This is a genomic window from Rhizorhapis sp. SPR117, assembly GCF_021742065.1.
In genome coordinates this window covers 13,934-40,235 of record NZ_JAKKIE010000036.1, presented here as the reverse complement: position 1 = coordinate 40,235, position 26,302 = coordinate 13,934, and the positions used below count along the sequence as shown (strand labels likewise).

At 56.3% G+C, this 26,302-nt stretch carries 23 protein-coding genes; 16 read left to right on the top strand and 7 right to left on the bottom strand.

Annotated elements, in window-relative coordinates; genetic code table 11:
• Positions 1–480 precede the first annotated feature (480 nt).
• The 7 genes from L3X40_RS14150 to L3X40_RS14120 are packed head-to-tail and all read left to right on the top strand — an operon-like array spanning position 481 to position 8,326.
• Positions 481–1,959, top strand: coding sequence for a class-III pyridoxal-phosphate-dependent aminotransferase (locus L3X40_RS14150; protein WP_237366206.1), 1,479 nt, complete (start codon positions 481–483; stop codon positions 1,957–1,959).
• Between the two features lie 52 nt (positions 1,960–2,011).
• Positions 2,012–3,583 carry a glycosyltransferase family 39 protein gene (locus L3X40_RS14145; RefSeq protein WP_237366204.1) on the top strand — a complete coding sequence of 524 codons (1,572 nt, stop codon included), beginning with the start codon at positions 2,012–2,014 and terminating at the stop codon, positions 3,581–3,583.
• Positions 3,583–4,611 carry a UbiA family prenyltransferase gene (locus tag L3X40_RS14140; RefSeq protein WP_237366202.1) on the top strand — a complete coding sequence of 343 codons (1,029 nt, stop codon included), beginning with the start codon at positions 3,583–3,585 and terminating at the stop codon, positions 4,609–4,611. The genes L3X40_RS14145 and L3X40_RS14140 overlap by 1 nt, the downstream gene beginning before the upstream one ends.
• A gap of 25 nt (positions 4,612–4,636) precedes the next feature.
• Positions 4,637–5,392, top strand: a complete 756-nt coding sequence (locus L3X40_RS14135) for an HAD family hydrolase (protein ID WP_237366200.1) — start codon at positions 4,637–4,639, stop codon at positions 5,390–5,392.
• Positions 5,385–5,831, top strand: coding sequence for a hypothetical protein (locus L3X40_RS14130; RefSeq protein WP_237366198.1), 447 nt, complete (start codon positions 5,385–5,387; stop codon positions 5,829–5,831). The genes L3X40_RS14135 and L3X40_RS14130 overlap by 8 nt, the downstream gene beginning before the upstream one ends.
• A complete protein-coding gene (locus L3X40_RS14125; RefSeq protein WP_237366196.1) occupies positions 5,824–7,269 on the top strand; it encodes a GMC family oxidoreductase N-terminal domain-containing protein in 1,446 nt (481 codons plus the stop codon). Before L3X40_RS14130 ends, L3X40_RS14125 begins: the two co-directional genes overlap by 8 nt.
• A 34-nt stretch (positions 7,270–7,303) precedes the next feature.
• Positions 7,304–8,326, top strand: coding sequence for an NAD-dependent epimerase/dehydratase family protein (locus L3X40_RS14120; RefSeq protein WP_237366195.1), 1,023 nt, complete (start codon positions 7,304–7,306; stop codon positions 8,324–8,326).
• A 3-nt stretch (positions 8,327–8,329) separates the two neighbouring features.
• Here the strand turns inward: L3X40_RS14120 and L3X40_RS14115 are convergent, their stop codons facing one another.
• The 7 genes from L3X40_RS14115 to lepB all read right to left on the bottom strand — a co-directional run bounded on the left by L3X40_RS14115 (position 8,330) and on the right by lepB (position 14,695).
• Positions 8,330–9,316, bottom strand: coding sequence for a lysylphosphatidylglycerol synthase transmembrane domain-containing protein (locus tag L3X40_RS14115; protein WP_237366193.1), 987 nt, complete (start codon positions 9,314–9,316; stop codon positions 8,330–8,332).
• Between the two features lie 37 nt (positions 9,317–9,353).
• Positions 9,354–9,989 (bottom strand): response regulator, encoded by a 636-nt coding sequence (locus tag L3X40_RS14110; RefSeq protein ID WP_237366191.1) that lies wholly within the window; start codon positions 9,987–9,989, stop codon positions 9,354–9,356.
• 15 nt (positions 9,990–10,004) lie between these two features.
• Positions 10,005–11,612, bottom strand: coding sequence for a sensor histidine kinase (locus L3X40_RS14105; RefSeq protein WP_237366187.1), 1,608 nt, complete (start codon positions 11,610–11,612; stop codon positions 10,005–10,007).
• A 219-nt stretch (positions 11,613–11,831) separates the two neighbouring features.
• Positions 11,832–12,218: a PilZ domain-containing protein gene (locus tag L3X40_RS14100; protein WP_237366186.1), complete on the bottom strand. Its 387-nt coding sequence runs from the start codon at positions 12,216–12,218 to the stop codon at positions 11,832–11,834.
• A 100-nt stretch (positions 12,219–12,318) separates the two neighbouring features.
• Positions 12,319–13,209: a GTPase Era gene (era, locus tag L3X40_RS14095; protein WP_237366185.1), complete on the bottom strand. Its 891-nt coding sequence runs from the start codon at positions 13,207–13,209 to the stop codon at positions 12,319–12,321.
• The gene (gene rnc / locus L3X40_RS14090) at positions 13,209–13,877 is read right to left on the bottom strand and encodes a ribonuclease III (RefSeq protein WP_237366184.1); all 669 of its coding nucleotides are present in this window, start codon (positions 13,875–13,877) and stop codon (positions 13,209–13,211) included. The genes era and rnc overlap by 1 nt, the downstream gene beginning before the upstream one ends.
• Positions 13,874–14,695 carry a signal peptidase I gene (lepB, locus tag L3X40_RS14085; RefSeq protein WP_237366183.1) on the bottom strand — a complete coding sequence of 274 codons (822 nt, stop codon included), beginning with the start codon at positions 14,693–14,695 and terminating at the stop codon, positions 13,874–13,876. The genes rnc and lepB overlap by 4 nt, the downstream gene beginning before the upstream one ends.
• 154 nt (positions 14,696–14,849) lie before the next feature.
• Here lepB and pgi point away from each other — a divergent pair, with 154 nt between their 5' ends.
• From pgi to bioB, 9 genes are all read left to right on the top strand, one after another.
• Positions 14,850–16,352 carry a glucose-6-phosphate isomerase gene (pgi, locus tag L3X40_RS14080; protein ID WP_237366182.1) on the top strand — a complete coding sequence of 501 codons (1,503 nt, stop codon included), beginning with the start codon at positions 14,850–14,852 and terminating at the stop codon, positions 16,350–16,352.
• A gap of 94 nt (positions 16,353–16,446) precedes the next feature.
• A complete protein-coding gene (gorA, locus tag L3X40_RS14075) occupies positions 16,447–17,793 on the top strand; it encodes a glutathione-disulfide reductase (RefSeq protein WP_237366181.1) in 1,347 nt (448 codons plus the stop codon).
• 63 nt (positions 17,794–17,856) lie between these two features.
• Positions 17,857–18,945, top strand: a complete 1,089-nt coding sequence (locus tag L3X40_RS14070) for a cytochrome c oxidase assembly protein (RefSeq protein ID WP_237366180.1) — start codon at positions 17,857–17,859, stop codon at positions 18,943–18,945.
• A 121-nt stretch (positions 18,946–19,066) separates the two neighbouring features.
• The gene (locus L3X40_RS14065; RefSeq protein ID WP_237366179.1) at positions 19,067–20,599 is read left to right on the top strand and encodes an acyl-CoA carboxylase subunit beta; all 1,533 of its coding nucleotides are present in this window, start codon (positions 19,067–19,069) and stop codon (positions 20,597–20,599) included.
• A 106-nt stretch (positions 20,600–20,705) separates the two neighbouring features.
• On the top strand, positions 20,706–21,890 hold the full coding sequence (locus L3X40_RS14060; RefSeq protein ID WP_237366178.1) for an acetyl-CoA C-acyltransferase family protein: 1,185 nt from the start codon (positions 20,706–20,708) through the stop codon (positions 21,888–21,890).
• The gene (mce, locus tag L3X40_RS14055) at positions 21,890–22,312 is read left to right on the top strand and encodes a methylmalonyl-CoA epimerase (RefSeq protein WP_237366177.1); all 423 of its coding nucleotides are present in this window, start codon (positions 21,890–21,892) and stop codon (positions 22,310–22,312) included. The genes L3X40_RS14060 and mce overlap by 1 nt, the downstream gene beginning before the upstream one ends.
• The gene (locus L3X40_RS14050) at positions 22,309–23,085 is read left to right on the top strand and encodes an enoyl-CoA hydratase-related protein (RefSeq protein WP_237366176.1); all 777 of its coding nucleotides are present in this window, start codon (positions 22,309–22,311) and stop codon (positions 23,083–23,085) included. Before mce ends, L3X40_RS14050 begins: the two co-directional genes overlap by 4 nt.
• On the top strand, positions 23,085–25,232 hold the full coding sequence (gene scpA, locus L3X40_RS14045) for a methylmalonyl-CoA mutase (RefSeq protein ID WP_237366213.1): 2,148 nt from the start codon (positions 23,085–23,087) through the stop codon (positions 25,230–25,232). Before L3X40_RS14050 ends, scpA begins: the two co-directional genes overlap by 1 nt.
• Positions 25,229–26,266 carry a biotin synthase BioB gene (gene bioB / locus L3X40_RS14040; protein ID WP_237366175.1) on the top strand — a complete coding sequence of 346 codons (1,038 nt, stop codon included), beginning with the start codon at positions 25,229–25,231 and terminating at the stop codon, positions 26,264–26,266. Before scpA ends, bioB begins: the two co-directional genes overlap by 4 nt.
• Positions 26,267–26,302: the final 36 nt, after the last annotated feature.

Below are 26,302 nucleotides of genomic sequence, written 5' to 3'. Positions count from 1 at the left end.
TGCCGACCTAGCATTGTTCATCTCCTCAAAGAGGCGTGAATCAATGAGGTGGATTACAGTTCCGGGTGACTAGGTCGAACTGGTCTTTGTAATCCGGCGCTATCCGGGGGTCCTGGTCTTCCAATACAGGGCAGCCGGTCCGTTCATTGAAAGCGGATAGTGTACATCGGCGGTGGTCCTTGCGCGGGCAGGCAACAGGAATGCGCCGGCAATGAAAAGCGCAGCGAAGATAGCTGGTCCTGCAATATACCGCAGAAAATGCGGACATCGAATTCAAGTCCGGTCAGATAATCTTACTGGTCATCTGACCCGTCTCATCCGCGCACGACCTGTTCCAGAAAGTAGACAGAAGCGTGGTCCATTTCGCTACCCACAAGGGATTAGTGGGCCATGGCATGGGGAGTATGACGCTTGCTAAATTCCGTAAGGATGCGGTTCCGCTTATGCAGGAGATAGAACGCCATTTGGGGGGAGAAGCCCATGTTGACTGCCCTGTCCGTTGAAGAAGAAATAGCCGATCATGAACATGACGATTTGCGGCTGCTGACGCTCGATCAAAGTCTTGATCTGGATATTGACGCTGCAAATAAACTTTATGCAGATCACTTGAACAAATACATGTTGCAGGTCTTTGACGTGCTTGGCCTGAAAGACATGGATATTCAAGGCGCGCGGGGCATGGAAATCTGGCTTGCCGATGGCCGGACGCTGCTGGACTTTTCGGCTGGACTGGGCGTCGCCGCGCTGGGGCACAACCATCCGCAAATTGTAGCGGCGGAAAACAAGTGCCATGACAGGAATGTCATCGACTGCATAAAGCTCGCCCCTCACAAGCTGCAAGGTGCGCTTGCATACAATCTGGCGCAATATCTGCCTGATCCCTTGAAGGTGTCCTTCTTCGCTGTTTCCGGGTCAGAGGCGAATGAAGCGGCGATGAAGCTGTGTGAGCGTATCCAGACGCCCAAGGGCAAAACAAAATTTCTCTGCATGCAGGGCGCTTTCCACGGCAAAACTCATGGGGCGCTGTCGCTGACCACGGCTGCCGATTTTCAGCGCGGGTTTTTAATGGGAATCCCCAAGGAAAATATAGTCTGCGTACCTTATGGCGACATCAGCGCAGTCAGGGGAGCAATCGAGGCGGAAACGATTGGGCATGGCGGCAACCGCATCATTGCGGCCATTGTCGAGCCGATCCGGGGCACGGCATGCGAGGTAGCGCCAAAAGGGTTCCTTACCGAACTGGCGCAGGTCTGCCGGAAGCATGATATCCTCTCGATCTTCGATGAGGTGAAGGTGGGGACCGGCAGAACCGGCAGGTTCTGTGCCTTTCAATATGAAGATGTCGTTCCGGACATCGTGACCTTGGCCAAAACGCTGGGCGGGGGCAAGCGTGCGATGGGGGCGATGGTGACGTCGCAGACACTGTTCGACCGCGCCTATGGCAACAAGCAGGATTGCAACCTGCACAGTTCCAGTTTCAGCGGCCTTGGTGAAAGCTGCGCAGTGGCGATTGAAACGTTGAATGTGCTTCAGCGCGACCATCTTATAGATAACGCCGCGGTCATGGGCGACTATCTGGCCAAGGGCCTCCATGGGTTGAAGCAGAAATATCCGGGCACCGTCCTGGAGGTACGGGGCAAGGGGTTGTTCCAGGCCATTCGCCTCAATTTCCAGCAGGACATGGCGTCAAAACTGGTGGATATCTCCAGAAATCCGCTATTTCTGACATATCAAACGGTCCTGATCGCCAGCCTCGCTCGCGAACTTTACGAGCGCCATAATCTCCTGGTGCATTTTCAGCCCGGCGCCCGTGACATGCTGCACTTCATGCCGCCGCTCATCGTTCGGGAAGAGCAGATCGATATGCTCATCGCGGCTCTGGATGATATTTTCGCCAAAGGCATAACCGACGCAGTCGTTCGCTTCGTTGCCAAGAACCTGAAGCGCGTTTTTTCCTGAACCCAGGACGACACATTCATGGTCGTCACCAGAAGAAAGGGAAGGTGAAGCAATGTTCTATGACTCCAGTGCGGTCATGAGCCGCCGCGATATTGCGTTCGGGGATAATACCAACCTGCTCTTCTGGGTCGGCGGAATGGCCTTTGTCCTGGCGTCCGCCATATTGTTCCTGTTGTGCACCAGATACGGTATCGGGATACTGCCGGATAGCACACGTTACATGAACATCGACGATCGGCCCTTCGATGCGCCGCTCTATCCCTGGTTATTGATGGCAACAACGGCAACGGGCCTCAGTGTCGCATATGCTGCAAAACTGATTGGGTTCGTAATCCTTTGCGCCAACACCGTCCTGATCTGGCACATTCTGGTGCGGACCACCGGAAAATACGCCTACGCCGCCGTTGGCACAGCGCTCATTATTTTCGCACCGCCATTTGTTTCGCTGCATGCGATGGCCATGTCGGAGCCGCTGTTTATATTCGCCATTCTGGTGACGGTGCTCGTTATGATGCGCTTTTGGGAGACTGAAAGCCAGACCTGGCTGTTTGCATGCGGTATTGCCGTTGGCCTTGCAACTCTCGTGCGCTTTACCGCGCCGCCTTTGGGCGCTGCCATCGCGCTGTGCATCATTCTCAACCCGCGTCATCGTTTCGTAGAGCGATTCATGGACGCGATCAGGCTGGCAGTCGTAAGCGGGGCTGTGTTCATACTCTGGGCGTTCATTAGCGAAGCTGTCGCGGGCCGTTCTATTGGACGGGAGCTTAAATTCTACGGCACGATGGACGCCACCACCTGGATGGCAAGCCTTAAAGCTTATACGACGCTGCTATTGCCGAGCCAATTGCCGTTGGCGGTAACTGTCGGGGTTCTTTGTCTGGTATTGCTGGGCGGTGCCTGGCTGTCTGTCTGGCATGGGCGACGCGTGTTTGCGCTGGCGCGTGAGACCAGAGTGGTCGAGGCCATGCTCCCGGTGGCGCTTGGCCTCTTCTTTCTGTCCTATACAGGTTTTCTCCTGCTTTCGACCGCCATCGAGGCGAACCTGCTGCTGAACGGTCGTTATACTTTCCCGGTGTATGTGACGAGCGTAATCATGATGACGATTCTGCTTGCGCATGCCTCTGCAGCAAGGGGGCCTGTCCGCGGCCTTCACTGGATGCTGGTTGGCCTTGCGGCCCTCATCCTGGCAAGCCACATGGTCCGCACCGTGGACAGGACGCACGACGATTATCGTGAAGGTATTGGTTTCGTCAGTCGCACATGGGCATCTTCGCCGACCATGCAAGCCGTTGATAGGCTGCCCGCGGACGCCTTGATCTATAGTAATGGCGTAGATGTCATGGGCTATCTGACAAAGCGCAGCGCCCATTATATCCCCTATCGTATACAGTGGCGGACCGGCCTCGATGATCCGCGCAATCCTTATCTAAAACAGGTTGAAAGCCTGCGTCTCAAGCTTGCCCAAGAGAATGCGTTTGTCGTCTTTTTCGATGATGTCGACTGGCGCTTCTATCTGGCTTCAGAGGCGGAACTGAAACGTCTGCTCAATCTGAAACTCATCAATAGCGAGCGCGACGGTCGCATCTATGCGGCATCGCCCACTGTCGCAGAGGGAACGGACTGATGGACCAGATCATGAAAGCTGGGGAAGTTGGTGTCATGGGCAGCCAAGCGGGACTGGCGGCAAGCGGTGTCGCGGTCCGGCGGAAAGGAGCGCTTCGAGACTATCTGGCTATGGCCCGATTCGATCATGTGACAAAGCATGTCTTCATCATTCCGGGCATGATTCTGGCCTATGCGTTGCGAGATCCATCGTTGAACCACAGCATTATGGCGCTGGTTATCGGATTTGGCAGCGCAATTGCGATTGCTTCTGCGAACTATGTAATCAATGAATGGCTGGACCGTCATTTCGATGCCTTCCACCCGGTAAAATCGGGCCGCACGGCCGTCAATGCCGAGCTTTATCCATCGTTTGTCTATATCGAATATGTTCTGTTGGCCGCTGTCGGCCTTCTGTTGGCGTTTCAGCTGTCGGCGCCATTCTTCTATACGTCGGTTCTGTTCCTGTTTTCCGGCCTGATCTATAACGTCAATCCGGTAAGGACCAAGGACAGGGTCTATCTCGACGTCATCAGCGAGTCCGTCAATAACCCTATCCGGTTGATGCTGGGATGGACCATGATCGACCCGACCACCCTGCCGCCAAGCAGTCTGCTGCTGGCCTACTGGATGGGGGGCGCCTTTTTGATGGGGGCAAAGCGTCTTTCGGAATATCGGGATATTTCAACGGATGCAGGCGTTGGGCTGCTACAGCGCTACCGGCGTTCATTCAAATTCTATACGGCGGAAAACCTGACCGTTTCCTGTTTTCTCTACGCGATCTTGTCGGCTTTCTTCATTGCGATATTCCTGATCAAATACCGGCTGGAATATATCGTCGCCTTGCCCAGCATTGCGATTCTCTTTGCGCTATACTTGTGGTTGTCGTTGTTGAAAAACTCCATCGCGCAGAGACCCGAAAGGCTGTTTCGCTCGCGTCGCCTTTCGATCGCGCTGGGCGCGGTCATCCTGATGCTCCTGCTCGCTACATTCGTTGATATGCCGCTGCTGGATTATCTGTCGAAGCCAAGCTTCATATCGGTGAAATAATGCTGTCATCAAGGGGATGATGCCCATGAACTGGGATGACATTGATCTGATCATCTTCGATGTCGACGGCACGCTATATGACCAAAGGCGGCTGCGCGCCCGGATGCTCGCTGCCTTGATGCGGCAGACCATCCGCTCCGGAAGTCTGCATACGATCAGGGTACTTCGGACCTTTCGGCAATACCGTGAGGCGCTGGGCGAAGAGGCGGGTGATGATTTCGTAAACCGCCAATATGCGCTCACCGCTACACAATGCGGTTGTTCAGTGGAAAATGTGCGCAATCTTGTTTCGGAATGGATCGAGCAGCGACCGCTCCGCCACTTTCATGGTTATCGCTATCCTGGTGTTCAGCCGCTTTTCGAAGCGCTTGCCGCATCGAACAGGACCATTGCCATTTTTTCTGATTATCCTGCCGCCGCCAAGCTGGATGCTCTGGGGTTGAAGCCGCATCTGGTCGTTTCCGCGAACGACGAGGATGTAGGGCGGCTGAAACCCGATCCGGCCGGCTTGTACAAGATATTGAGGCTGACCGGCATGGATGCAGGGAGATCCCTGATGGTCGGCGATAGATTTGATCGGGATTGGGAGGCTGCCCGGCGCGTCGGCATGCGAGCGATCATCCGGTCCCGGCGTCCTGGGGTAAGAGCGGATACATTTTTTTCCTATACCGATCCATTGTTCCAACCGATCCTTCGGGCTGCGCGAGGATTGGAAGGTAATCGCACGCAACCGGGCTTGCATGTGCCGGAGTCTCCTTCGATTGCCACCGGCCATGGATAGGCCTCTCGTCCCGCCGACCGCGCTATCGGTTTCAAGCGCTGGTTTGCAACACCGGCCATCGGTGCCGCGCCGTTTCGATCGAACTGTCCGGGCGTTGACCGATGCCATGATCGGGCAGCGGCAGGCCACGCCAGAGCGTTGCGAGACGGTGGAGCGTGTGTCGGAATTCCTGCTGATGGCTCATGCAAAAATGCCTGACTATCTTCGCATGGCTTTCCGCATCCTCACCTTGCTGTTCGATGCCTCATCCTATCCCTTTAAAGGCAAGCCCTTTCACCGGCTTGGCCTTGCAGAACGGATCGCTCACATCAAAGTATGGGAAAGTTCACGGCTGCAATTTCGGCGCGCGCTGATGACTTATTATAGGACGATGGCGGTTTTCGGCCTTTATTCGGAGCTTTACGGTCAGGATTATGAATGGAGCGGTGGCCATGAGTAGGGTTGATCCCCTCGCCGCGGAAATGGCTGCTGATATCGCCGTTATCGGGTCGGGGCCGGGCGGCGCGGTCACGGCTGCCCTGTGCGCCGAGACGGGACGATCCGTCCTGCTGCTAGAGGAAGGCGCGAACCTGTCCATTAACTCTGCACCGCATTTTTCTAACACAGAGATTTTGCAGAAATATCGAAATGGCGGCGTCAACATCGCATTTGGCCGCACTAAAATTGCTTATGTCGAAGGCAGATGCGTGGGTGGCGGCAGCGAGGTCAATCGCGGGCTGTACCATCGCATCCCCGACTATATATTGGAACAATGGCGGGCAGAATTCGGCGTGCAAGACCTGTTGAGCGACGATTTGATGCCCCATTTCATGGCCTGCGAAAAAACTGCGCATGTCGAATATCTGCCGGACCAAGCGTCGCTGCTCTCGACGCGGCTGCAGGAAGGCGCAAACAGTCTCGGCTGGAACGCCATCGAGGCGCCGCGCCTCTATCGCTATGGTGCGCCCGGTCGCAAGCAGTCGATGTCGGAAACCTTTATTCCCCGTTTCCTGGATGCAGGCGGGCATCTGATCGCCGATACTCGGGTGAGCCGGCTGACACGTTCGGGCGGTCGCTGGCGGATCAGCGCGCGACATGCACCAAAATCATCTCCCCCGAGGCACATTGATATTTCGGCGGATATTGTGTTCGTCGCGTGCGGGGCAGTGCAGACGCCAGCGCTCCTCCGTCGATCGGGATTTGCCAGAAATATAGGCAATTCACTTCGCTTTCACCCGATGCTGAAAGTCGTCGCTCTCTTTGATGAGGACGTCCAGAAACCGGGCGATCAGGACCCCGTTCACCAGATCAAGGAGTTCGAACCGCGTTTTGGTATGGGCTGCTCCATCAGCACGCGCCCGATGCTCGCCCTTGCCATGGCTGCCCATCCCGATCACCTGGAACAGGTCGACCGGAACTGGCGGCGAATGGCGATCTATTATGTCCAGAACAAGAGCGGATATGCGAAGGTCCGGAACTTGCCCGGCTTTCGTGATCCTCTGGTCACGATCAGCCAAGGCGCCGCAGAGCGTAGCCAACTCGCCGAAGGACTGAAACGATTGGCGGAAGCGCTTTTTGCCGCAGGCGCCAAGGTCGTATATCCATGTATTCTCGGATATCCAGCGCTATATTCTTTGGCGGATGTCCACGCATTGCCCGCCACGCTCGACCGATCCGATTCCAGCGCAACATCGGTGCATGTCTTCTCGTCCTGTCCGATGGGGGAGAATAAAGGGTTATGCGCCACGGATTCCTTCGGGCGCGTGCACGGTGCCGACCGGCTGTATATCGCCGATGCATCGCTGCTTTGTGGCCCTACGGTCGTCAATCCTCAAGGAACCGTGATGGCAGTTGCGCATCGCAATGCATGCAAAGCGATCGAGGACGGGTTTCGTTGAACCGCATCGCACGATTGACTTGGCAGGGGCAACCATGAAGCATCTCATCACCGGAGGCTCCGGTTTTATCGGCAACCTTGCTGCGCGGCGATTGCGGGACAGGGGCGAGAATGTTCGTCTGCTCGATATTTGGGCCGACCCGTCGCGTCCCAATGACATTGAATTCGTCGATAGCAGCGTCTTGAACCGCGATGGCGTTGCAAAGGCCATGCGCGGCGTGGACGTCGTTCATCACAATGCGGCGCTCGTTGCCCAAACAGGGGCTGGCCGCCGCTATTGGGATGTCAATGTGGAAGGAACCCGCATCGTTGCCGAAGAGGCGGCAAAGGCCAAAGTGAAGGCGGTGATCCATATCAGCACCACGGCTGTTTTTGGCATTCCTCCGGCCAGTGCAATCACTTCGGATACACCGCTATGCCCCGTCGAACCCTATGGCAAATCAAAGCTGGCGGGTGAAAAAATCATGGCCGATATCTGCGCGCGCCATGACATTCCGCTCATCACCATCCGGCCGCGCGCTACATTGGGGGCAGGGCGCCTTGGTATATTTCAGGTGCTGTTCGAATGGATCAGGGAGAACCGGAACGTCTATGTCATCGGCAGCGGTGAGAATCGGCTCCAGTTCATTCACGCCCATGACCTTATGGATTTCTATATGCTCGCGCTTGATGCCGGAAAGGCTGGAACCTACAACGTCGGAACGGACCGTTTCGGCACTTTGCGCGGTGATCTCGAAGAGCTTGTGCGTTATGCAGGCAGCGCTTCCAGGGTGAAGAGCCTTCCCGAAACGCTGGCCATCAATGCGCTTCGCATATTATACTATATGCACGTGTCGCCACTCGTACCCTGGCACTATCTGACCTATCACAAGGAATGCCATTTCGACGTCGCTCCACTCCTGAAGATGGGTTGGCGACCGAGATATTCAAACACCGACATGCTGCACGAAAGCTATGACTGGTACTGCGCCAACGCGGGCCTGCGTACCATCGAAGCTTCGCCGCATCGATCCCCCCTGCGGCAGGGCATATTATGGTTGGTGAAACAGGCGTCCTGAATATCAGGGTTGCAAGGGAGCGGGCGCATGTACTGGCGACCGCGCTGAACCCATCAGCAACCAGACCACTCCGAATATTGCTGTCGGCGCCCAAAGCAGGAGGTGTGCCAGCAACACCACGGCTGTTGCAAATGAAGGATCGACGCCCGTCAGAGTAAATGCTTGCACCCCGAAATATTCGAACGAGCCGAAATGACCGGGAAGACTGGGGACCAGCGTGCCGAGCGTGCTGAAAACAAAGGCAAGAAAAGCTTTCATTATCTCGCTGACGCTGCCGCCGAGGCTGAACCAGGCACAGAGCAAGACAATGCTTTCCAGCAGCCAGCAAGCCAAGGAAAAAGCGGTGAGCAGGGCCAGTCTACGCCAGTTTCCCATGTGCTGAACGGCGGCTGAGGTGGAGCGCAGCGCCCCCAGCACCGCCGCTACGGGAGTTGCCGCACCCCGGAATGTCAGCCGCTCCAGCAGGCGGGACAGCAGTGTTGGCGCGAACAATATCGCCAGACAGACAAAAAGGGTGAGGCCCAGGACAAGCTGAAAATTGGTGACGAGGACCGATGGCGCAGACACGCCGACCAGCGCCAGCGCGATCCCTCCGAGCGCAAGAATCGACACCAGATCAAGCACCCGTTCGACCAGCATGGCGCCGATCAGCGTTCCGGCGGGAATACCGAACTGGCGGTTGAACCATATTATCCTGAAACCGTCTCCTGCCCGCAACGGGAGGATGTCGCTTATACCGAAGCTCGCGATGAACGGGCTGATGCTGGGCTTCAAGGGCAATGGACGACCGGTGATCGCCAGCAGCATGACCCAGAACCGCACGGCGCGCAGAACGAAATCGGCCGCATAGGCGAGCAGCGCCAATAGAAGCGGCCATATCAGTGCGCGGCCCAGGATGGCATTCACCGTCGCAAAATCCACATGACGGAAAAGAAGGACAAGGAATGCCGCTCCGACGCCAACTCCAAGGCCGATCCGGAGTATGCTCATGATGCCACCCCTCCGCCTGTGCCACCATGAAGGCAGGTCAGCCATTGCGTTCAGCCCGGTGCTCGAAATGAAGCGCCGCGAGTGCGGTGCGGTTGCTGATATTCAGTTTCTGATACATGTTATGAAGGTGGATTCTGACCGTTCCTTCCGATGTTCCCAGTTTTCCGGCGATGGATCGATTGGACAACCCGGCGCAAATCAGGTTCGCGACCTCACGTTCGCGGGTGGTCAGTTGGCTCAATCGCTCGGCGCCGCTGCTCCGCGTGTCATGCGTTGCTTTGGCAACCAGCTCGGATGGCAGCCATTTCTCTCCGTCGGCTACTTTGCGCATGCAATCCAGCAGCGTTTCGGTCGCATATTCCTTGAGCAGGAGCCCCCTTATCCCCATGGCCATCGCGTCCGCGATCTGTCGTCCGGTCAGAGTTGCCGTGAGGAAGATCACCTTGACCGGCAGATTATATTCGTAAATCGTCCGCAGGATATCCAATCCCCCGATATCCGGCATGGAGACATCAAGCACCGCCAAATTCGGTTGATGGCTACGGATCAGGGAGAGTGCTTTCGTCCCGCTGGTTGTCGCACCAACAACACGAAAATCCGGGTCGGCGCTGATCACATCCTTCAGACTGCGCAACAGCAGCGGATGATCGTCCGCAAGGATTACCGAATGCATCGGCAAAGCTCCATTTCAGGAAAGCTCCATAGCAAGCGGCAGCGTGATAAGCAGGCTGAAACCGGGTGCAAGGCGGTTCACGGACAGGGTGCCGCCCAATTCCGTGACCCGCGCTGTCAATGAAAGCGGCCGCTTGGTCTCTTGCGCATTCAGGATGCCAGAACCATTGTCGGTGATCTCGAGTTTCAGGCCAGTGGCCTTCTGCGCCAGTCTGACACGCACCAGTGTCGCTCCTCCATGACGGACCGCATTGGCCGTGGCCTCGGAAATGATTTGGGAAAGCTCATGTGACATCCGGTTGGGAACCTCGACATCGGGAGGGTCGAGAACAAGGTCGATCCGGCAGTCCCATTGCCGCCGAAGGAGCAGTGCGCACTGATTCAGTGCTACGGAAAGTTCGGTCTCGGCAGTTTTGGCGGGCGATCGCTGGTCCTCGACGAATTTTCGGATGCGGCGCTGTTGGTCGAATACCAGCGAATTGACATCGGCAAGCTGCGATTTGGCCTCGCCGGAGACGGTGCCGGTGATCATTTTGAGCTTCAGGCTCGCGGCGGTCAAATCCTGGAGGATGCTGTCATGCATATCCCGCGCCAGCCGGACACGCTCCTGCGAGCGAGCCGTTTCCGCCGTCTGCTGCATCAACGCCAGTCGTTCCAGTTCCGACGCCATTCGGGTGGCGATGATACCAGTTAGTGACAGGCTTTCATCAGGATGGCAGGCCGGATCGATCACAAAGACACGTCCACGGTATTGGATACTGGAAAAGGTTGCAGAGCATGCATATCGCATGGGCTTTCCTGATTCAGCGGCCAGTTCCGGTTGGGAATTGAGAATAGCGATCACTTCGGCGGTCTGGGCAGTTCCAGTGGTATTGCGTCCCGGCTGATGACGTTGTTCCGGGTCGTACCGGGACCAGAAAGTTTCGCCGGAAATATCTATCAGTTTCAATTCGCCATTGCTCCAATAGGCGATGCTGCCCGTCGGGTCGTCCTGATCGCGCCATAAGACGAGCAGACGGGGATCACCCAGCACATCGGCGGCATGCTGAAAAAGATGGCCCAGCCAATGCTGCCGATCTCCCGCTACTGCATCGAAAGGCCAATCCGCCAGCCGGGCAAGTCGTTGTCGGCTGCGTTCCCGGTACGCACCGAAATAGCCAAGCATCACCGCCGCCACAATAAAATAGGACGAGCGCATAATAAGCACGTTGAGTTCGGACTCGCCGTCATCGAGATCAGGTAGCCCAATGACGATAAGTAAGGTTTCCAGGACCGCGGCTCCTGCGATGGCGCCTCGCAAACCCCAACGCATCGTTGTCGCCAGAAGGATGAATGGAAGAAAGGAGAAAAAAGGGCTGGTGAGTTCGTTGGTCAGAAAAGCAAGCCAGCCAAGAACCAGAACGTCGACGGAATGGACCGCGATATGTACCGTACTGTCGAGTGGCCGGCGAAGTGGGAAGAGGACCATCAACAGTGCAAAAATGACATAAAGCGCGAGTGTTACCTTCGCCTCACGCATGAAAACGGCCGGTTGTGTCGGATCGAGATAAATCGCCACGACAGCAAATAGCGCCGTGATCAGTCGACCGATCCCGATAAGCCACTCCGGGTCAGATCCCAGCAAGAGGGACCTCGGGAATGCCAGAAGCGATTTAAATGTCCGGTCAGATCGCTTGGCGTGCCTGCCGAACACATGCTGATTCAAACTCGGGACCACCTTGGGCTACTCCTAACCCAAAGGTTTTAACAACCGGCAGGGTTAACGGAAATGGCTATTCCGGGTGGTACGGTAGGGACGGATGGCTAGTTTCCGCCTGCTTTTTGATCACGCAAAGAGTGCCCGTCAGCTATTCAATTTTCGGATCAGGGGCTGGTTCATCGCCGAACTGTTCTGCGCCATGCCCTTTTGGGCATCCTGGCGTCCGAAAAACAGGTCGAGATCGATCTTTTCATCGAATGCAACACCGATCCTGTCCTTTCGGCACCACGCAATACGGCCACTGACTGGCGGAATGTTGCGCAGTTCGATCATGACTTCACTATAAACCCGAACGCCGTAGGGAATCGCGGCCATGATCCCGCCTTCGGATATGTTGAGAATGCGCAGTGCCAGCCCGTCACGAAAATCATCGTTTATAAGCCGGCCCTTGATCATCACGCTGTAGCGTAGCTCACTGGTTTGAAAATGCGTCGCATTGGGCTGGTCCGGCGACCTGACTATAGTGTTCATATCTGTTCCCCAGATCCCGAACCGCTGTTGAAGAGGTAAAGGACGATTAAACCATATGAAATATCGGCTTGAAGGAAAAGTTATTTAGGCTGCGGAACGATTAATCCACCCAATCGAGTCCGATTTCTCGATACAGGCTGCGATCATCTTCCCAACCGGCCTTCACTTTTACATGCAGGTAGAGGTGCACTTTCCGACCCAGAATCCGGGCCAGTTCCGCCCTGGCCCGCGATCCTATTTCCTTGAGGCGTACGCCGCCCTTGCCCAGGATGATAGCGCGCTGACTGGAGCGGCCAATCAGGATTTGCTGGTGGATTTCAACCGATCCATCCTGGCGTTCTGTATATTTTTCAGTCTCCACCGCACTGGCATAAGGCAGTTCGGCGTGCAGTTGGTGATAAAGCTGTTCACGCGTGATTTCAGCCGCCAGCATCCTGTCCGTCGCATCGGAAACCTGATCGGCAGGGAAATGCCAAGGCCCCTCCGGCATCGCGCTGGCAAGAGCAGTTTTGAGTTCGGGTAATCCGTCGCCGGTGGCAGCGCTGACAAAAAATGTTTCTGTAAATTCAATAGCTTCATTGAGTTTCTTGGCATGAACCAAGAGCTTTTCCTTGGCCGATATATCGACTTTGTTGAGGATCAGCAGCTTGGGCTCTTTGCGGGCTTTGAGCGATTCAACGATGATTTCGACTTTTTTCCCAAGCCCAGTTTTGGAATCGATCACCAGCGCGATTAGATCGGCATCCTGTGTGCCGCCCCATGCGGCTTGCACCATGGCTCGATCAAGACGGCGGCGCGGTTCGAATATGCCAGGCGTATCCACCAGCATGATTTGCACCTCGCCCTCCAGCGCAACACCCAGAAGGCGGGTGCGCGTGGTTTGCGCCTTGGCAGATGTGATGGCGATTTTCTGTCCAACCAGCGCGTTGACGAGGGTGGATTTGCCCGCATTGGGCGCGCCAACAATGGCGACTAGACCACAGCGTTGCATTATTCCAATTCCTTTAGCATTTTTTGCGCCGCTGCGGTTTCTGCTTCCTGTTTCGAACTGCCTTCCGCTGATGCGTCACCCACGCCCTTGATGGCGACGGTGACTATGAAACGCGGATTATGGGGTGGGCCGGATTTGCCCGTCAGTTCATATTCGGGAGGTTTGCGACGATGGGCGGCGGCCCATTCCTGTAGCGCAGATTTGGGATGTTTGGGTGCCGTTTGCTGGCTGTCCACCCGATCGTTCCAGGCGCGGCGGACAAATGCCTTTGCCGCGTCCATCCCGCCATCAATGAAGAGCGCGCCGATCAATGCTTCGAGTACGTCGCCCAAAACATTGTCGCTATCCGCAGCCCCGTCGTCGCGCGCCTGCTTGCCCAGATGCATATGCGGCGGCAGGCCGATTTTTCGCGCCACTTCCGCGCATGTTTCCCCGGCGACCAAGGCATTCAGCCGACGCGACAGCTTGCCCTCCGGCTCACTCGCGAAATGTTCATACAACCATTCCGCCATGATCAGGCCCAATACCCGGTCGCCCAGGAATTCGAGCCGTTCGTAATTTTGCGGTCCATGACTTCCATGAGTCAGTGCTTCGGTGAACAGGCCCGGATTATCCGGAACGTGGCCAAGCTGTTCCTTGACCCATGCAGATGTTTCGGGTCGCTTCAAAAACCTTCCCCAATACGATTCAGGCGCGCTGCCGTGAACCAGGTCCAGGGCAAGAACCAGTTGGCCGAGCCGTCAGTCGAGAATACCGAAACCAGAGCTTTGCCGACCAGATTTTCCTCTGGCACCAGGCCGATACCGCCGCCATCGACTGCCGGAAAACGGCTGTCCGCGCTGCGGTCGCGATTGTCGCCCATCAGGAATAAATGGCGCTCAGGTACCAGATATACGTCGGTATTGTCAGCCATTCCGTCCTCCAGATCGAGCACATTATAGCTTTTCCCATTGGGCAATGTTTCACGATATTGGGGATAACGGCAGATGCGTGTTCCGTCTTTTTCCACAACCTCGAATTTAGCGCGATAACAGGGGGATAGCGCATTTTCCTTGGCCGTGGCGTCGGTCATGTTCTGCGTGACGGGTAACTGCAAATCCTCGATCCGCTTTTTGGGGATCGCTTTGCCATTCAGATAGACCGTGCCGTCCTTCACTTGAATCATGTCACCGGGCAGTCCGATGACGCGCTTGATATAATCCTGCCGCTGTGTCGGGGGTGCCTTGAACACCACCACGTCACCGCGTTCGGGTGTATGCGGCAATATGCGTCCTGAAATCAGCGGCAGACTGAAGGGCAGGCTATAGCGCGAATATCCATAGGGCCATTTGGCAACGAGCAGATAATCCCCGATCAACAGGCGGGGCTGCATGGATTCTGAAGGGATATTGAAGGGCGAAATGATGAAGCTGCGCAGCACGAAGACAAAAAGGCCAAGCTTCACAAGGAAAAACAGGAAGTCCCCTGTTTCCGATTTTTGTTTCATAATTCCGCCTTTGTAAGCGCTGCCGGTCATGGGCCACCGCTTTGATGCGGAAGATGCCTAGCGTCAAGGGGCGCTGCGACCATGCAATTTCACCGATGATGGTCTATATGGCGAATGAATCGGCGTGCGGGCTGGAAGAACGGAAAGGACGACGATGGATCGTAAAGCGGCTTGGGATGCGATTAACAAGGAACCTGTTCCTGAATTGAAATCGATATTTGCGAACAACCCTGATCGGTTGTCGGCATTCACCTTGGCCAAGGGCGGTATCCGGTTTGACTGGTCAAAAACCCACTTGACGCCTGCATTGATGGACAGATTTGTTGATCTGGCCGATGCCACAGGACTGGTGAAGGCACGCGAGGCATTGTTTCAGGGTGAAGCCGTCAATGTGAGCGAGGGGCGGGCCGCCGAACATATGGCCGAACGTGGCGAGGGGAACCCGGAAAGCGTCTCCCGCGCCAAGACCCTGCACAATCGGATGCGCGCCCTGATCGATGCCGTGGAAGGCGAAGCGTTCGGTTCGGTTCGCCACATCTTGCATGTCGGCATTGGTGGTTCGGCGCTTGGTCCCAATCTGATCGTCGACGCGCTTGGCCGCCATTCGGGCCGTTATGATGTCGCGATTGTCTCCAATGTCGACGGCGCCGCGCTGGAAGAGGCCATGGCACGCTTTGATCCCAGTGCGACCTTGCTGGTCGTGGCGTCAAAGACATTCACCACGACTGAAACCATGTTGAACGCGCAAAGCGTCATCACCTGGATGATTGAGGATGGCGTGGACGATCCCTATGGCCGCGTCATCGCGCTGACCGCCTCGCCCGAAAAGGCAATGGAATGGGGCGTCGATGAAACCCGCGTCCTGCCTTTTGGCGAAAGCGTGGGTGGACGTTACTCGCTGTGGTCCTCGATTGGTTTTCCGGCCGCTATGGCGCTTGGCTGGGACGCGTTCGAAAGTTTACTGGAAGGGGCTGCGGCGATGGACCGGCATTTCCGTCTGGCCGATTTCCACAAGAATGCGCCTGTGATCGCGGCCTTTGTCGATCAATATTATGCCCGCGTCATGCAGTGTCAAACGCGAGCGGTCTTTGCTTATGACGAGAGGCTGCGGCTGTTGCCGTCCTATCTCCAGCAACTTGAAATGGAGAGTAACGGCAAAAGCGTCACAAAAGACGGTAAGCCCGTCGATGGTCCCACTGCGCCTATCACCTGGGGCGGGGTGGGCACGGATGCCCAACACGCCGTGTTCCAGCTTTTACACCAGGGCAGTCATATCGTGCCTGTCGAATTTATTGCCGCTATAGAGCCAGGGCATTCGCTTGACCCAGCCCATCACGATACGTTGCTCGTCAACTGTTTTGCCCAAGGGGCGGCGTTGATGCAGGGGCGCGAAAACGCGGACGATCCGGCACGCGCCTATCCGGGAAACAGGCCTTCGACAACATTGTTGCTGGATGATGTGACGCCTGAAATCCTGGGCGCCTTGATTGCCTTTTATGAACATCGCACCTTTGCCAATGCGGTTCTGATGGACATCAATCCATTCGATCAGTTCGGTGTGGAACTAGGCAAGGAAATTGCCAGATCAATCGAAAAGGACGGACCCAAAGGCTTTGACCCGTCTACCATGGCGCTGATTGAGCTGGCGTTGGGATGAATGCGGCGTCGCTTCGATCAGCTTGATCAACAAAAGCCATTTGTAACTGTCGCTCCGCTCCGCCATATCGCGGCCCAGCATCAGGAGTGTTGATATGAGCGACTATGATTATGACCTGTTCGTGATCGGCGCAGGATCGGGCGGGGTGCGTGCTGCCCGGGTTTCGGCCGCGCATGGCGCAAAAGTCGCCGTGGCTGAAGAATACAGGGTCGGCGGCACATGCGTCATCCGGGGCTGTGTACCCAAGAAGCTGCTCGTTTATGGCGCGCATTTTGCCGAGGATTTGCAGGACGCCAGGCGTTTTGGCTGGGATGTGCCGGATTGCACTTTCAACTGGCCGGTGCTGCGCGATAATGTGCTGGCTGACGTGGACCGATTGAATGGCCTATATACCCAGACCCTTGACAATCATGGCGTAGAGATCATTCATGAACGGGCCACCATCGCCGGCCCGCATGAAGTGAGGCTGGCAAGTGGGCGAACGCTTACCGCAAAATACATCCTCGTCGCGGTCGGAGCATGGCCGATGGTGCCCGACTGCGAGGGTGCCGAGTACGGCATTACCTCCAATGAGGTGTTTCATCTGGAAACCATGCCTCGCCGTGTCGTGATTGCAGGCGGTGGTTATATTGCCAATGAATTTGCCGGAATATTCCATGAGTTCGGGGCGCATGTGACCATCGTCAACCGGTCCGACACGATATTGCGCGGGTATGATGAACAAATTCGCGACCGCTTGCTTCAGATCAGCATGATGAAGGGCATAGATTTCCGCTTCAATGCCCCCTTTGAAAAAGTGGTGAAGAAGGATGATGGGTCACTGACCGTCCATATGAAGGGTTGCGATCCGATCGATTGCGACGTGCTGCTCTTTGCTACTGGTCGAAAGCCCAAGACAGAAGGGCTGGGCCTTGAAAATGCGGCGGTGGAACTGGATGGACAGGGCGCGATCAAGGTGGATGACTATAGCCAATCGACTTGCCCCAGCATCTATGCAGTGGGCGATGTCACCAACCGGGTGCAACTGACCCCCGTTGCGATCCGCGAAGGTCAGGCATTTGCCGATACGGTGTTCGATAATAATCCACATACCGTGGATTATAACTGCATTCCATCGGCGGTATTCAGCCATCCCCCAATGGCCGGAGTTGGCATGACAGAGGCGGAAGCACGCAATACCTTGGGATCGATCAAAGTATACACGTCGGATTTTCGCGCCATGAAGAATGTGCTGGCGGGACGGAATGAGCGCGGCCTTTACAAGATGATCTGCAATGCCGAAACCGGAAAGGTCGTCGGTCTTCACATGATCGGTCCCGATGCACCGGAAATCCTCCAGGCGGCGGCTATCGCGGTGAAAGCAGGCCTTACCAAGCAGGCCTTCGATGATACGGTGGCTCTGCATCCCAGTATGGCGGAAGAACTGGTGCTGATGCGGTAGGACGCAGGGGACGCCTAGTTTCAGGGGGTTAACTTTGCGCCTGCTTGTGGCTATCAGCCGGCCATGGATAGAAAATACCGTGTCCGCGCGCTTGCCGTTCTTGTCGGGTTAACGCTTCCTGCCAAGGCTTTTGCGCATGGTGGCGAAATTCATGAGGGGCAGTCTTTCTGGTCCCTTTGGCACTGGTCGCCGGAGATCATTGCGGCATTGTTGCTGGCGGCAATCGTTTATGGCCGTGGGGCCATGCGGGGACAACAACCATCGGCCTGGCGGATCGCTGCGTTCGCAGGAGGACTTGTGGCACTGTTCCTGGCGCTTGTTTCTCCGATCGAACGCCTCGCAGACCACATTTTTGCGGTTCATCAGGTTGAACATATGCTGTTGCGAACGATGGGGCCGATGCTGATTTTTCTTGCCGGACCGCAGGCTGTGTTGATGCGCGGCCTGCCCGCTGGTATGAAGCGTCGGCTTGCCGGGCCGATCATGACCAATGGCGGAGTGCGAGGTTTTTTCAGCTTTCTGACCACTCCCGTAATCGCGACGTCGTTGTTCGTGGGGGTAAGCTATTTCTGGATGTATCCATCCTGGCACGATCTCGCCATATTGAACGAGCCTATTCATTATGGCTGGCATACCAGCCTCCTGATTACCGGCCTGCTCTTTTTCTCGGTTATGTTCGATCCACGTCCGGTACCTGCGGGAGCAGGCTTGCCAACACGGCTTGCGATGTTCGTCGTAGCGGCGCTGGGGAATATCGTTTTGGGCGCATTCCTGACTTTCAAGACGGTGCCGCTCTATTCGGCTTACGAGATATCGGGTCATATGTGGCATGTATCCACGTTGACCGATGAGCAGACGGGAGGCATCATCATGTGGATTCCCGGATGTATGATGTTTGCGCTTTCTGCGATCATCATCCTCTATCGCTGGGGGCAGGACGAAGAGCGGGCGGTCGCACGTCGACGGCGTGATGGCCGCGCCCTGCAAAGCGCAAGGGACGGCGGCAATCGCATATTTGCCATGAGCCTTGCCGCTTTTTCGGTCATTATCCTGATGCTCGCCATTGCCATTGTAAGCCTGATTGACGGTGGTTATGCCGGAGCCAGCCATTTCGCACATCATGCAGACAGGCATTCGGGCTTTAATGGCTAGCCTCATATACTCCTTGTGTTTCTTGCAAATATCCAATTTTGCAAATTCACATTTGCATGCTGACATAAAAGGCTGAAAAGGGGCATTCTTTATAGATAGCGCGTGAAAAGCTAGGATGCCGATGCAAACTATTGTTGAACAACTGGAAGCGAAGCGACAGGCTGCCCGCCATGGCGGAGGCGCGAAGCGGATTGCTGCCCAGCACGCCAAAGGAAAGCTGACCGCACGTGAGCGGCTCGACGTGCTTCTGGACGAAGATTCCTTCGAAGAACTCGATATGTATGTCGAGCATAATTGCGTCGATTTCGGCATGCAGGAGCAGGTTATTCCCGGCGACGGGGTCGTTACCGGATCTGGCACGATCAATGGACGTCTTGTCTATGTCTTCAGCCAGGATTTTACGGTTTTCGGGGGCTCCCTTTCCGAACGACATGCCCAAAAAATATGCAAGGTCATGGACATGGCGCTGAAGGTTGGGGCGCCGGTCATTGGCCTTAACGACAGCGGCGGCGCGCGCATACAGGAAGGCGTGGCAAGCCTTGGCGGCTATGCCGAGGTGTTTCAGCGCAATGTATTGGCAAGCGGCGTAGTGCCGCAGCTTTCATTGGTCATGGGCCCCTGCGCAGGCGGCGCGGTTTATTCCCCCGCAATGACAGACTTCATCTTCATGGTGAAGGACAGCAGCTATATGTTCGTCACGGGCCCCGACGTCGTAAAGACAGTGACCAACGAAATAGTAACGCAGGAAGCATTGGGTGGTGCGGTTACCCACACCACCAAGTCGGGTGTCGCCGATGTCGCCTTTGAAAATGATATCGAGACGCTGCTCGCTGCCCGCGATTTGATCGACTTCCTGCCACTTTCAAACCGCGAGGAGGTGCCCGAAAGGCCAACGGCGGACCCGTGGGACAGGATCGAGGAAAGCCTCGATATGCTGATCCCCGCCAATGCCAATCAGCCTTATGATATGCATGAATTGATCCGCAAGACTGTGGACGAGGGTGATTTCTTTGAAGTACAGCCCGCCCATGCCGGCAATATCATATGCGGCTTCGGACGTATCGAGGGCCGCACAATCGGCATCGTCGCCAATCAGCCCACCGTGCTTGCCGGTTGTCTGGACATCAAGGCATCGAAGAAGGCGGGGCGTTTCGTCCGCTTTTGTGACGCTTTCAACATTCCGATCATCACTTTTGTCGATGTGCCGGGTTTTCTGCCTGGCGTCGGTCAGGAACATGACGGCATTATTAAACATGGCGCAAAATTGCTGTTCGCCTATGCCGAAGCAACGGTGCCGAAAATCACGGTCATCACGCGCAAGGCCTATGGCGGGGCGTATGACGTCATGGCGTCAAAGCATTTGCGTGGCGACCTGAATTACGCCTGGCCGACTGCGGAAATCGCGGTAATGGGGGCAAAGGGTGCGGTCGAGATCATTTTTCGTCAGGATATGGACTGTCCCGACAAGATTGCGGAGCGGACAAAGGAATATGAAGCCCGCTTCGCCAATCCTTTCGTTGCAGCGAGCAAGGGCTTCATCGATGAAGTGATTCAACCCCATTCAACCCGGCGCCGCATTGCGCTGGGTTTGCGGAAACTCCGCAACAAGGCGCTGGAGAATCCTTGGAAGAAACACGACAATATTCCATTATAAACAGCCTTGCGTCACCTTGAACCTGTCGCGGGTCGTAACGATAGAGCCACTGAGCCTATGGGTGCCAGATCACGCTCTGCAGGCATATGTGAAAGAGACTTGATACATGACCTCTGAACCCATTTACATCCTGTCCGGTGTCCGCACTGCCATCGGCGACTTTGGCGGCGGGCTCAAGGATTTTGCGCCGTCGAAACTGGGGGCGTTGGTGATTGCCGAAGCGGTCAAGCGTGCAGCCATTGAACCAGGTGATGTTGAGCATGTGGTGATGGGCCAGGTGATTCAGAGCGAGCCGAAGGATGCATATCTTTCACGTGTTGCCGCCATTGAGGCGGGCCTTCCGATCGAGGCTCCTGCGCTGACGCTCAACCGTCTTTGCGGATCGGGAATACAGGCGATCATTTCCTCGGCGCAGATGATTGCGCTTGGTGAATGTGACATCGCAGTTTGCGGCGGAACGGAAAGCATGAGCCGTTCACCCCATGTGCTAACCAGCGCACGGTGGGGCACCAAGATGGGGAACAGCGTTGCCGTAGACGCCATGTTGACGGTGCTGAGTGACCCATTTGAAGGTTTTCACATGGGTATCACGGCGGAAAACGTCGCCAGAAAGCACCAGATTACCCGCGAAGCACAGGACGCCCTCGCCATAGTCAGCCACCAGCGGGCCGCGCGGGCACAAGCGGAAGGGCGCTTCGCATCGCAAATTCTGCCCGTCGAAGTGAAGACGCGCAAGGGCGTCACAATGTTTGATACTGATGAGCATGTCCGCGGGGACGCGAACCTTGATGAAATGGCAAAGCTGCGTCCGGCCTTCGACAAGGAAGGCTCTGTAACAGCGGGAAATGCATCGGGTATCAATGATGGCGCGGCGGCAGTCGTCCTTGCCTCACAAAAGGCGGTCGATGAAAAGGGCCTGAAGCCCATGGGCCGCATCATCGCCTGGGGCCATGCAGGGGTGGAGCCGGAATTGATGGGCATAGGGCCGGTCAAGGCCGTTCCTATCGCACTCAAGCGCGCGGGCCTCAGTCTTGCCGACATCGATGTTATCGAAAGCAACGAAGCCTTTGCAGCGCAGGCATGTGCCGTTGCGCAGGAATTGGGTTTCGATCCAGAGAAGGTCAATCCTAACGGCAGCGGCATTGCGCTGGGCCATCCGGTCGGCGCGACGGGTGCCATTTTGACCGTAAAAGCGCTATATGAGTTGGAACGTACCGGCGGCAAATATGGCCTTTGCACAATGTGCATCGGCGGCGGGCAGGGCATTGCCATGATCGTGGAGAAACTCTGATGAGCATTGGTCGTTTGAATCATATCGGCGTAGCGACGCCTTCCATCGAAAAATCGGTGGAAATGTACGTCAATCTGCTTGGCGCAACGAAGGTACACGAACCGTTCGACCTGCCGCCGCAGGGTGTGCGCGTCTGTTTTGTCGATACGCCCAATAGCCAGATCGAACTGATCGAACCTCTGGGCGAAAACAGCCCCATTCTCAAATATCTGGAAAAGAATCCGCAGGGCGGCCAGCACCATGTTTGTTTTGAAGTGCCGGACATTCATGCCGCCAAGGCGGAGATGGAAGCCAAGGGCGCCAAAGTGCTGGGTGAACCACGTATCGGGGCACATGGAACGCCGGTGATATTCGTTCATCCCAAGGATATGGGCGGGGTGCTGGTTGAACTGATGGAAGTGCCGAAGGAGGTATCCCATTGAGCGATTATGACACCATTCAGGCCAGCATTGCCGATAGCGTCGGCACGATCACGCTGAACCGGCCTGACCGGTTGAATGCACTGAATCCTGCAATGATGGGGGAAATCGTTGATGCGGTAGCCACCATGCCGTCGCGGGGTGCTCGTGCCATATTGCTGAACGCCGCGGGGCGCGGTTTCTGTAGCGGCACAGATCTTCAAGGGGAGGGACTTCCCGAGGATGTGGGCGCGATATTGGAAGAATATTATCACCCTGGTCTCGAACAGATCATGGCGGCTCCCTTGCCTATGGTGGCGGCAGTACATGGTGCAACTGCAGGGATAGGCTGTTCGTTGGCGCTGGTTGCGGATTTCGTTGTGGCGGCGCGGTCGGCTTATTTTCTTCAGGCTTTCGTCAATATCGGACTGGTGCCCGACGGCGGCGCGACCTGGATGCTACCGCGACTGGTCGGACGGGCGCGGGCAATCGAAATGATGATGTTGGGCGAAAAGGTCCCGGCCGAACAGGCCGCCCAATGGGGCATGATCCACAAAACCGTCGATGACGATGTGCTGATGGACAAAGCAATGGAATTGGCATCGCGGCTGGCAAAGGGGCCGACACACGCACTTGGCCTGATCCGCAACGGTGTTTCACAGGCTATGGACAATACATTCTCCCAGACGCTGGCAATGGAACGCCAGCACCAGCGGGAGGCGGGGTATAGTGCGGATTTCAAAGCAGGGGTGCAGGCCTTTCTTGCGAAACGCGCTCCCATATTCGAGGGCAAATGATGACCGAGAGACCAACAGTGAAAGACTGGGGCACGCTTGCTTCGAAGGAAGTGAAGGGCAAGGACCTGACATGGCACACGCCGGAAGGCATTGCCGTCAAGCCACTATACACTGCTGAAGATATTGCTGATATTGATCCGGGACTGCCTGGCTTTGCTCCTTTTACGCGAGGTGTGAAGGCCAGCATGTACGCGGGCCGCCCCTGGACGATCCGGCAATATGCGGGTTTTTCCACGGCAGAGGAGTCCAACGCTTTCTACCGCCGTAATCTGGCTGCAGGACAAAAGGGTTTATCTGTCGCCTTCGATCTTGCCACGCACAGGGGCTATGATAGCGACCATCCGCGTGTGACCGGCGATGTTGGCAAGGCGGGTGTTGCCATCGACACCATCGATGACATGAAAATTCTGTTCGATGGCATCCCGCTCGACGAAATGTCGGTCAGTATGACGATGAACGGCGCTGTCATCCCAGTCCTCGCCTTTTATATTATTGCGGCAGAAGAGCAGGGCGTTTCGCAGGACAAGCTGTCCGGGACCATTCAGAACGACATTCTGAAAGAATTCATGGTTCGCAACACCTATATTTATCCGCCTGAACCCTCGGTGCGGATCATTTCGGACATTTTCGGCTACACGTCGAAGCACATGCCCAAGTTCAACAGTATCTCCATTTCCGGCTATCATATGCAGGAAGCCGGAGCGACGCAGGTGCAGGAACTGGCCTTCACCATTGCCGATGGCGCGGAATATGTTCGCTACGGCGTGGCGTCCGGGCTGGATATCGACAAGTTCGCGGGGCGTTTGAGCTTCTTTTTCGCCATTGGTATGAATTTCTTCATGGAAATAGCCAAGCTGCGTGCCGCGCGTACGCTTTGGTATCGGGTCATGACGGAATTGGGCGCAAAGGATGAGCGCTCGAAGATGCTGCGCACCCATTGCCAGACCTCTGGCGTGTCTTTGACCGAACAAGATCCCTACAACAACGTCATGCGCACGACGATTGAAGCGATGGCGGCAATGCTGGGCGGCACACAGTCGCTCCATACCAACGCGCTTGATGAAGCGATTGCTCTTCCCACCGATTTTTCCGCGCGTATTGCCCGCAATACGCAGATCGTCATTCAGGAAGAAACCGGCATGTGCAATGTCGTCGATCCGCTGGGTGGCAGCTATTATATCGAGGCGCTGACCAAGGATCTGGTTGATAAGGCCTGGGAGATAATAGAGCGGGTAGAGGCGGAAGGCGGCATGGCAAAGGCCGTAGCGGCAGGTTGGCCCAAGGGCATGATCGAGGAGGCCGCCGCCGCCCGACAGGCGCGTGTGGACAAGGGTGAGGACGTCATTGTCGGCGTCAACAAATTCCGCCTGAAGGATGAAGACAAAATCGACATTCTCGACGTCGATAACGTCGCTGTCCGGGAATCGCAGATCGCGCGCATTGCCAAGGTAAAGGCGGGGCGTGACCAGGCGGCTTGCACCGCAGCACTGGATGCTTTGCGCGAGGGAGCAAGGGGTGACGGTAATGTGCTGGCGCTTGCTGTCGATGCTGCGCGGGCGCGGGCTACGCTGGGCGAAATTTCGATGGCGATGGAGGATATATACGGTCGCTATGACACTGTGCCAAAGCCGGTAAAGGGCATTTATGGCGGCGCTTATGCCGGCGACGATCGTTGGACACAGGTTGTGGATGGCGTCGAAGCGTTCGAGCGGCGCAAGGGTCGCAAACCCAAGATGCTGGTCGCTAAAATGGGGCAGGATGGGCACGATCGCGGCGCAAACATCATAGCGTCGGCCTTTGGCGATATGGGGTTCGAAATCGTGAGCGGTCCCCTGTTCCAGACACCCGAAGAAACGCTGTATCTGGCGCTGGAAAAAGATGTCGATGTGATCGGCGCATCCAGTCTGGCTGCCGGACACAAGACGTTGATTCCGCAACTGATCAATATGCTGCGTGAAAAAGGACGTAGCGACATCAAGGTGGTAGCCGGGGGCGTCATTCCCGCGCAGGATTATCAGTTCCTGCGTGACGCGGGCGTGGCGGGGATTTATGGCCCGGGAAGTAATGTGATCGAAAGCGCCGCTGACGTGCTGCGCCTGCTCGGTCATAACATGCCGCCGGAAGGGCTGAAGGATGCTGCAGAATGACCAAAACGATCAAAAATAACCCCTCCCCTGAAGGGGAGGAGGAGACCCGCACCGACTGGACGCGCGCGGAAATCGCCGCGCTGTTCGATATGCCTTTCGCAGATCTGCTATACGAGGCCCAGACCATCCACCGCGCATGCCATCGGCGTAACGAGGTGCAGCTTTCGACATTGCTATCGATCAAGACCGGCGGATGTCCGGAAGATTGCGGCTATTGCAACCAGTCCGCGAGTGCACAAAGCGGGCTGAAAGCAGAAAAACTGATGGATGTCCGCGGCGTGTTGCAGTCGGCGGCACAGGCGAAGGATGCCGGCTCATCCCGCTTTTGTATGGGCGCTGCATGGCGTAATCCCAAGGATCGCGACATGCCCGCTATCATCGAAATGGTTAAAGGCGTGCGGCAGATGGGCATGGAAACGTGCATGACCCTGGGCATGCTGACAAAGCCGCAGGCGGATATGCTGGCCGATGCAGGTCTTGATTACTACAACCATAATATCGACACCTCGCCCGAACATTATGAGAAGGTCATCACCACGCGGACCTTCGACGACCGGCTCAAAACCTTGGAAAATGTGCGTTCCTCCGGCATCAACGTGTGCAGTGGCGGCATCGTCGGCATGGGTGAAACGCGTGAGGACCGCGTCGGATTTCTCCACGCTCTCGCCACATTGCCACGTCACCCGGAAAGCGTGCCGATCAATGCGCTCGTGCCGGTCAAGGGCACGGTGCTGGGCGATATGCTGGCCGATACGCCAATGGCGAAGATCGACGAGGTCGAGTTCGTCCGCACGGTCGCGGTTGCGCGTATTATTATGCCAAAATCTATGGTGCGGCTGTCGGCAGGTCGCGAAAGCATGTCGGAAGCATGTCAGGCCCTTTGCTTCATGGCGGGCGCGAACAGCATTTTTACCGGCGACAAGTTGCTGACCACACCAAATGCAGGCGACAATGCGGATGCGGCGCTGTTTGCCAAATTGGGCATCGTTCCCATGGAAAGCCATGAGACGCCTCTCTCAGTGGCAGCGGAATAATGGATTTACCGTTCGCTATGGACGGGAAGAAGATGA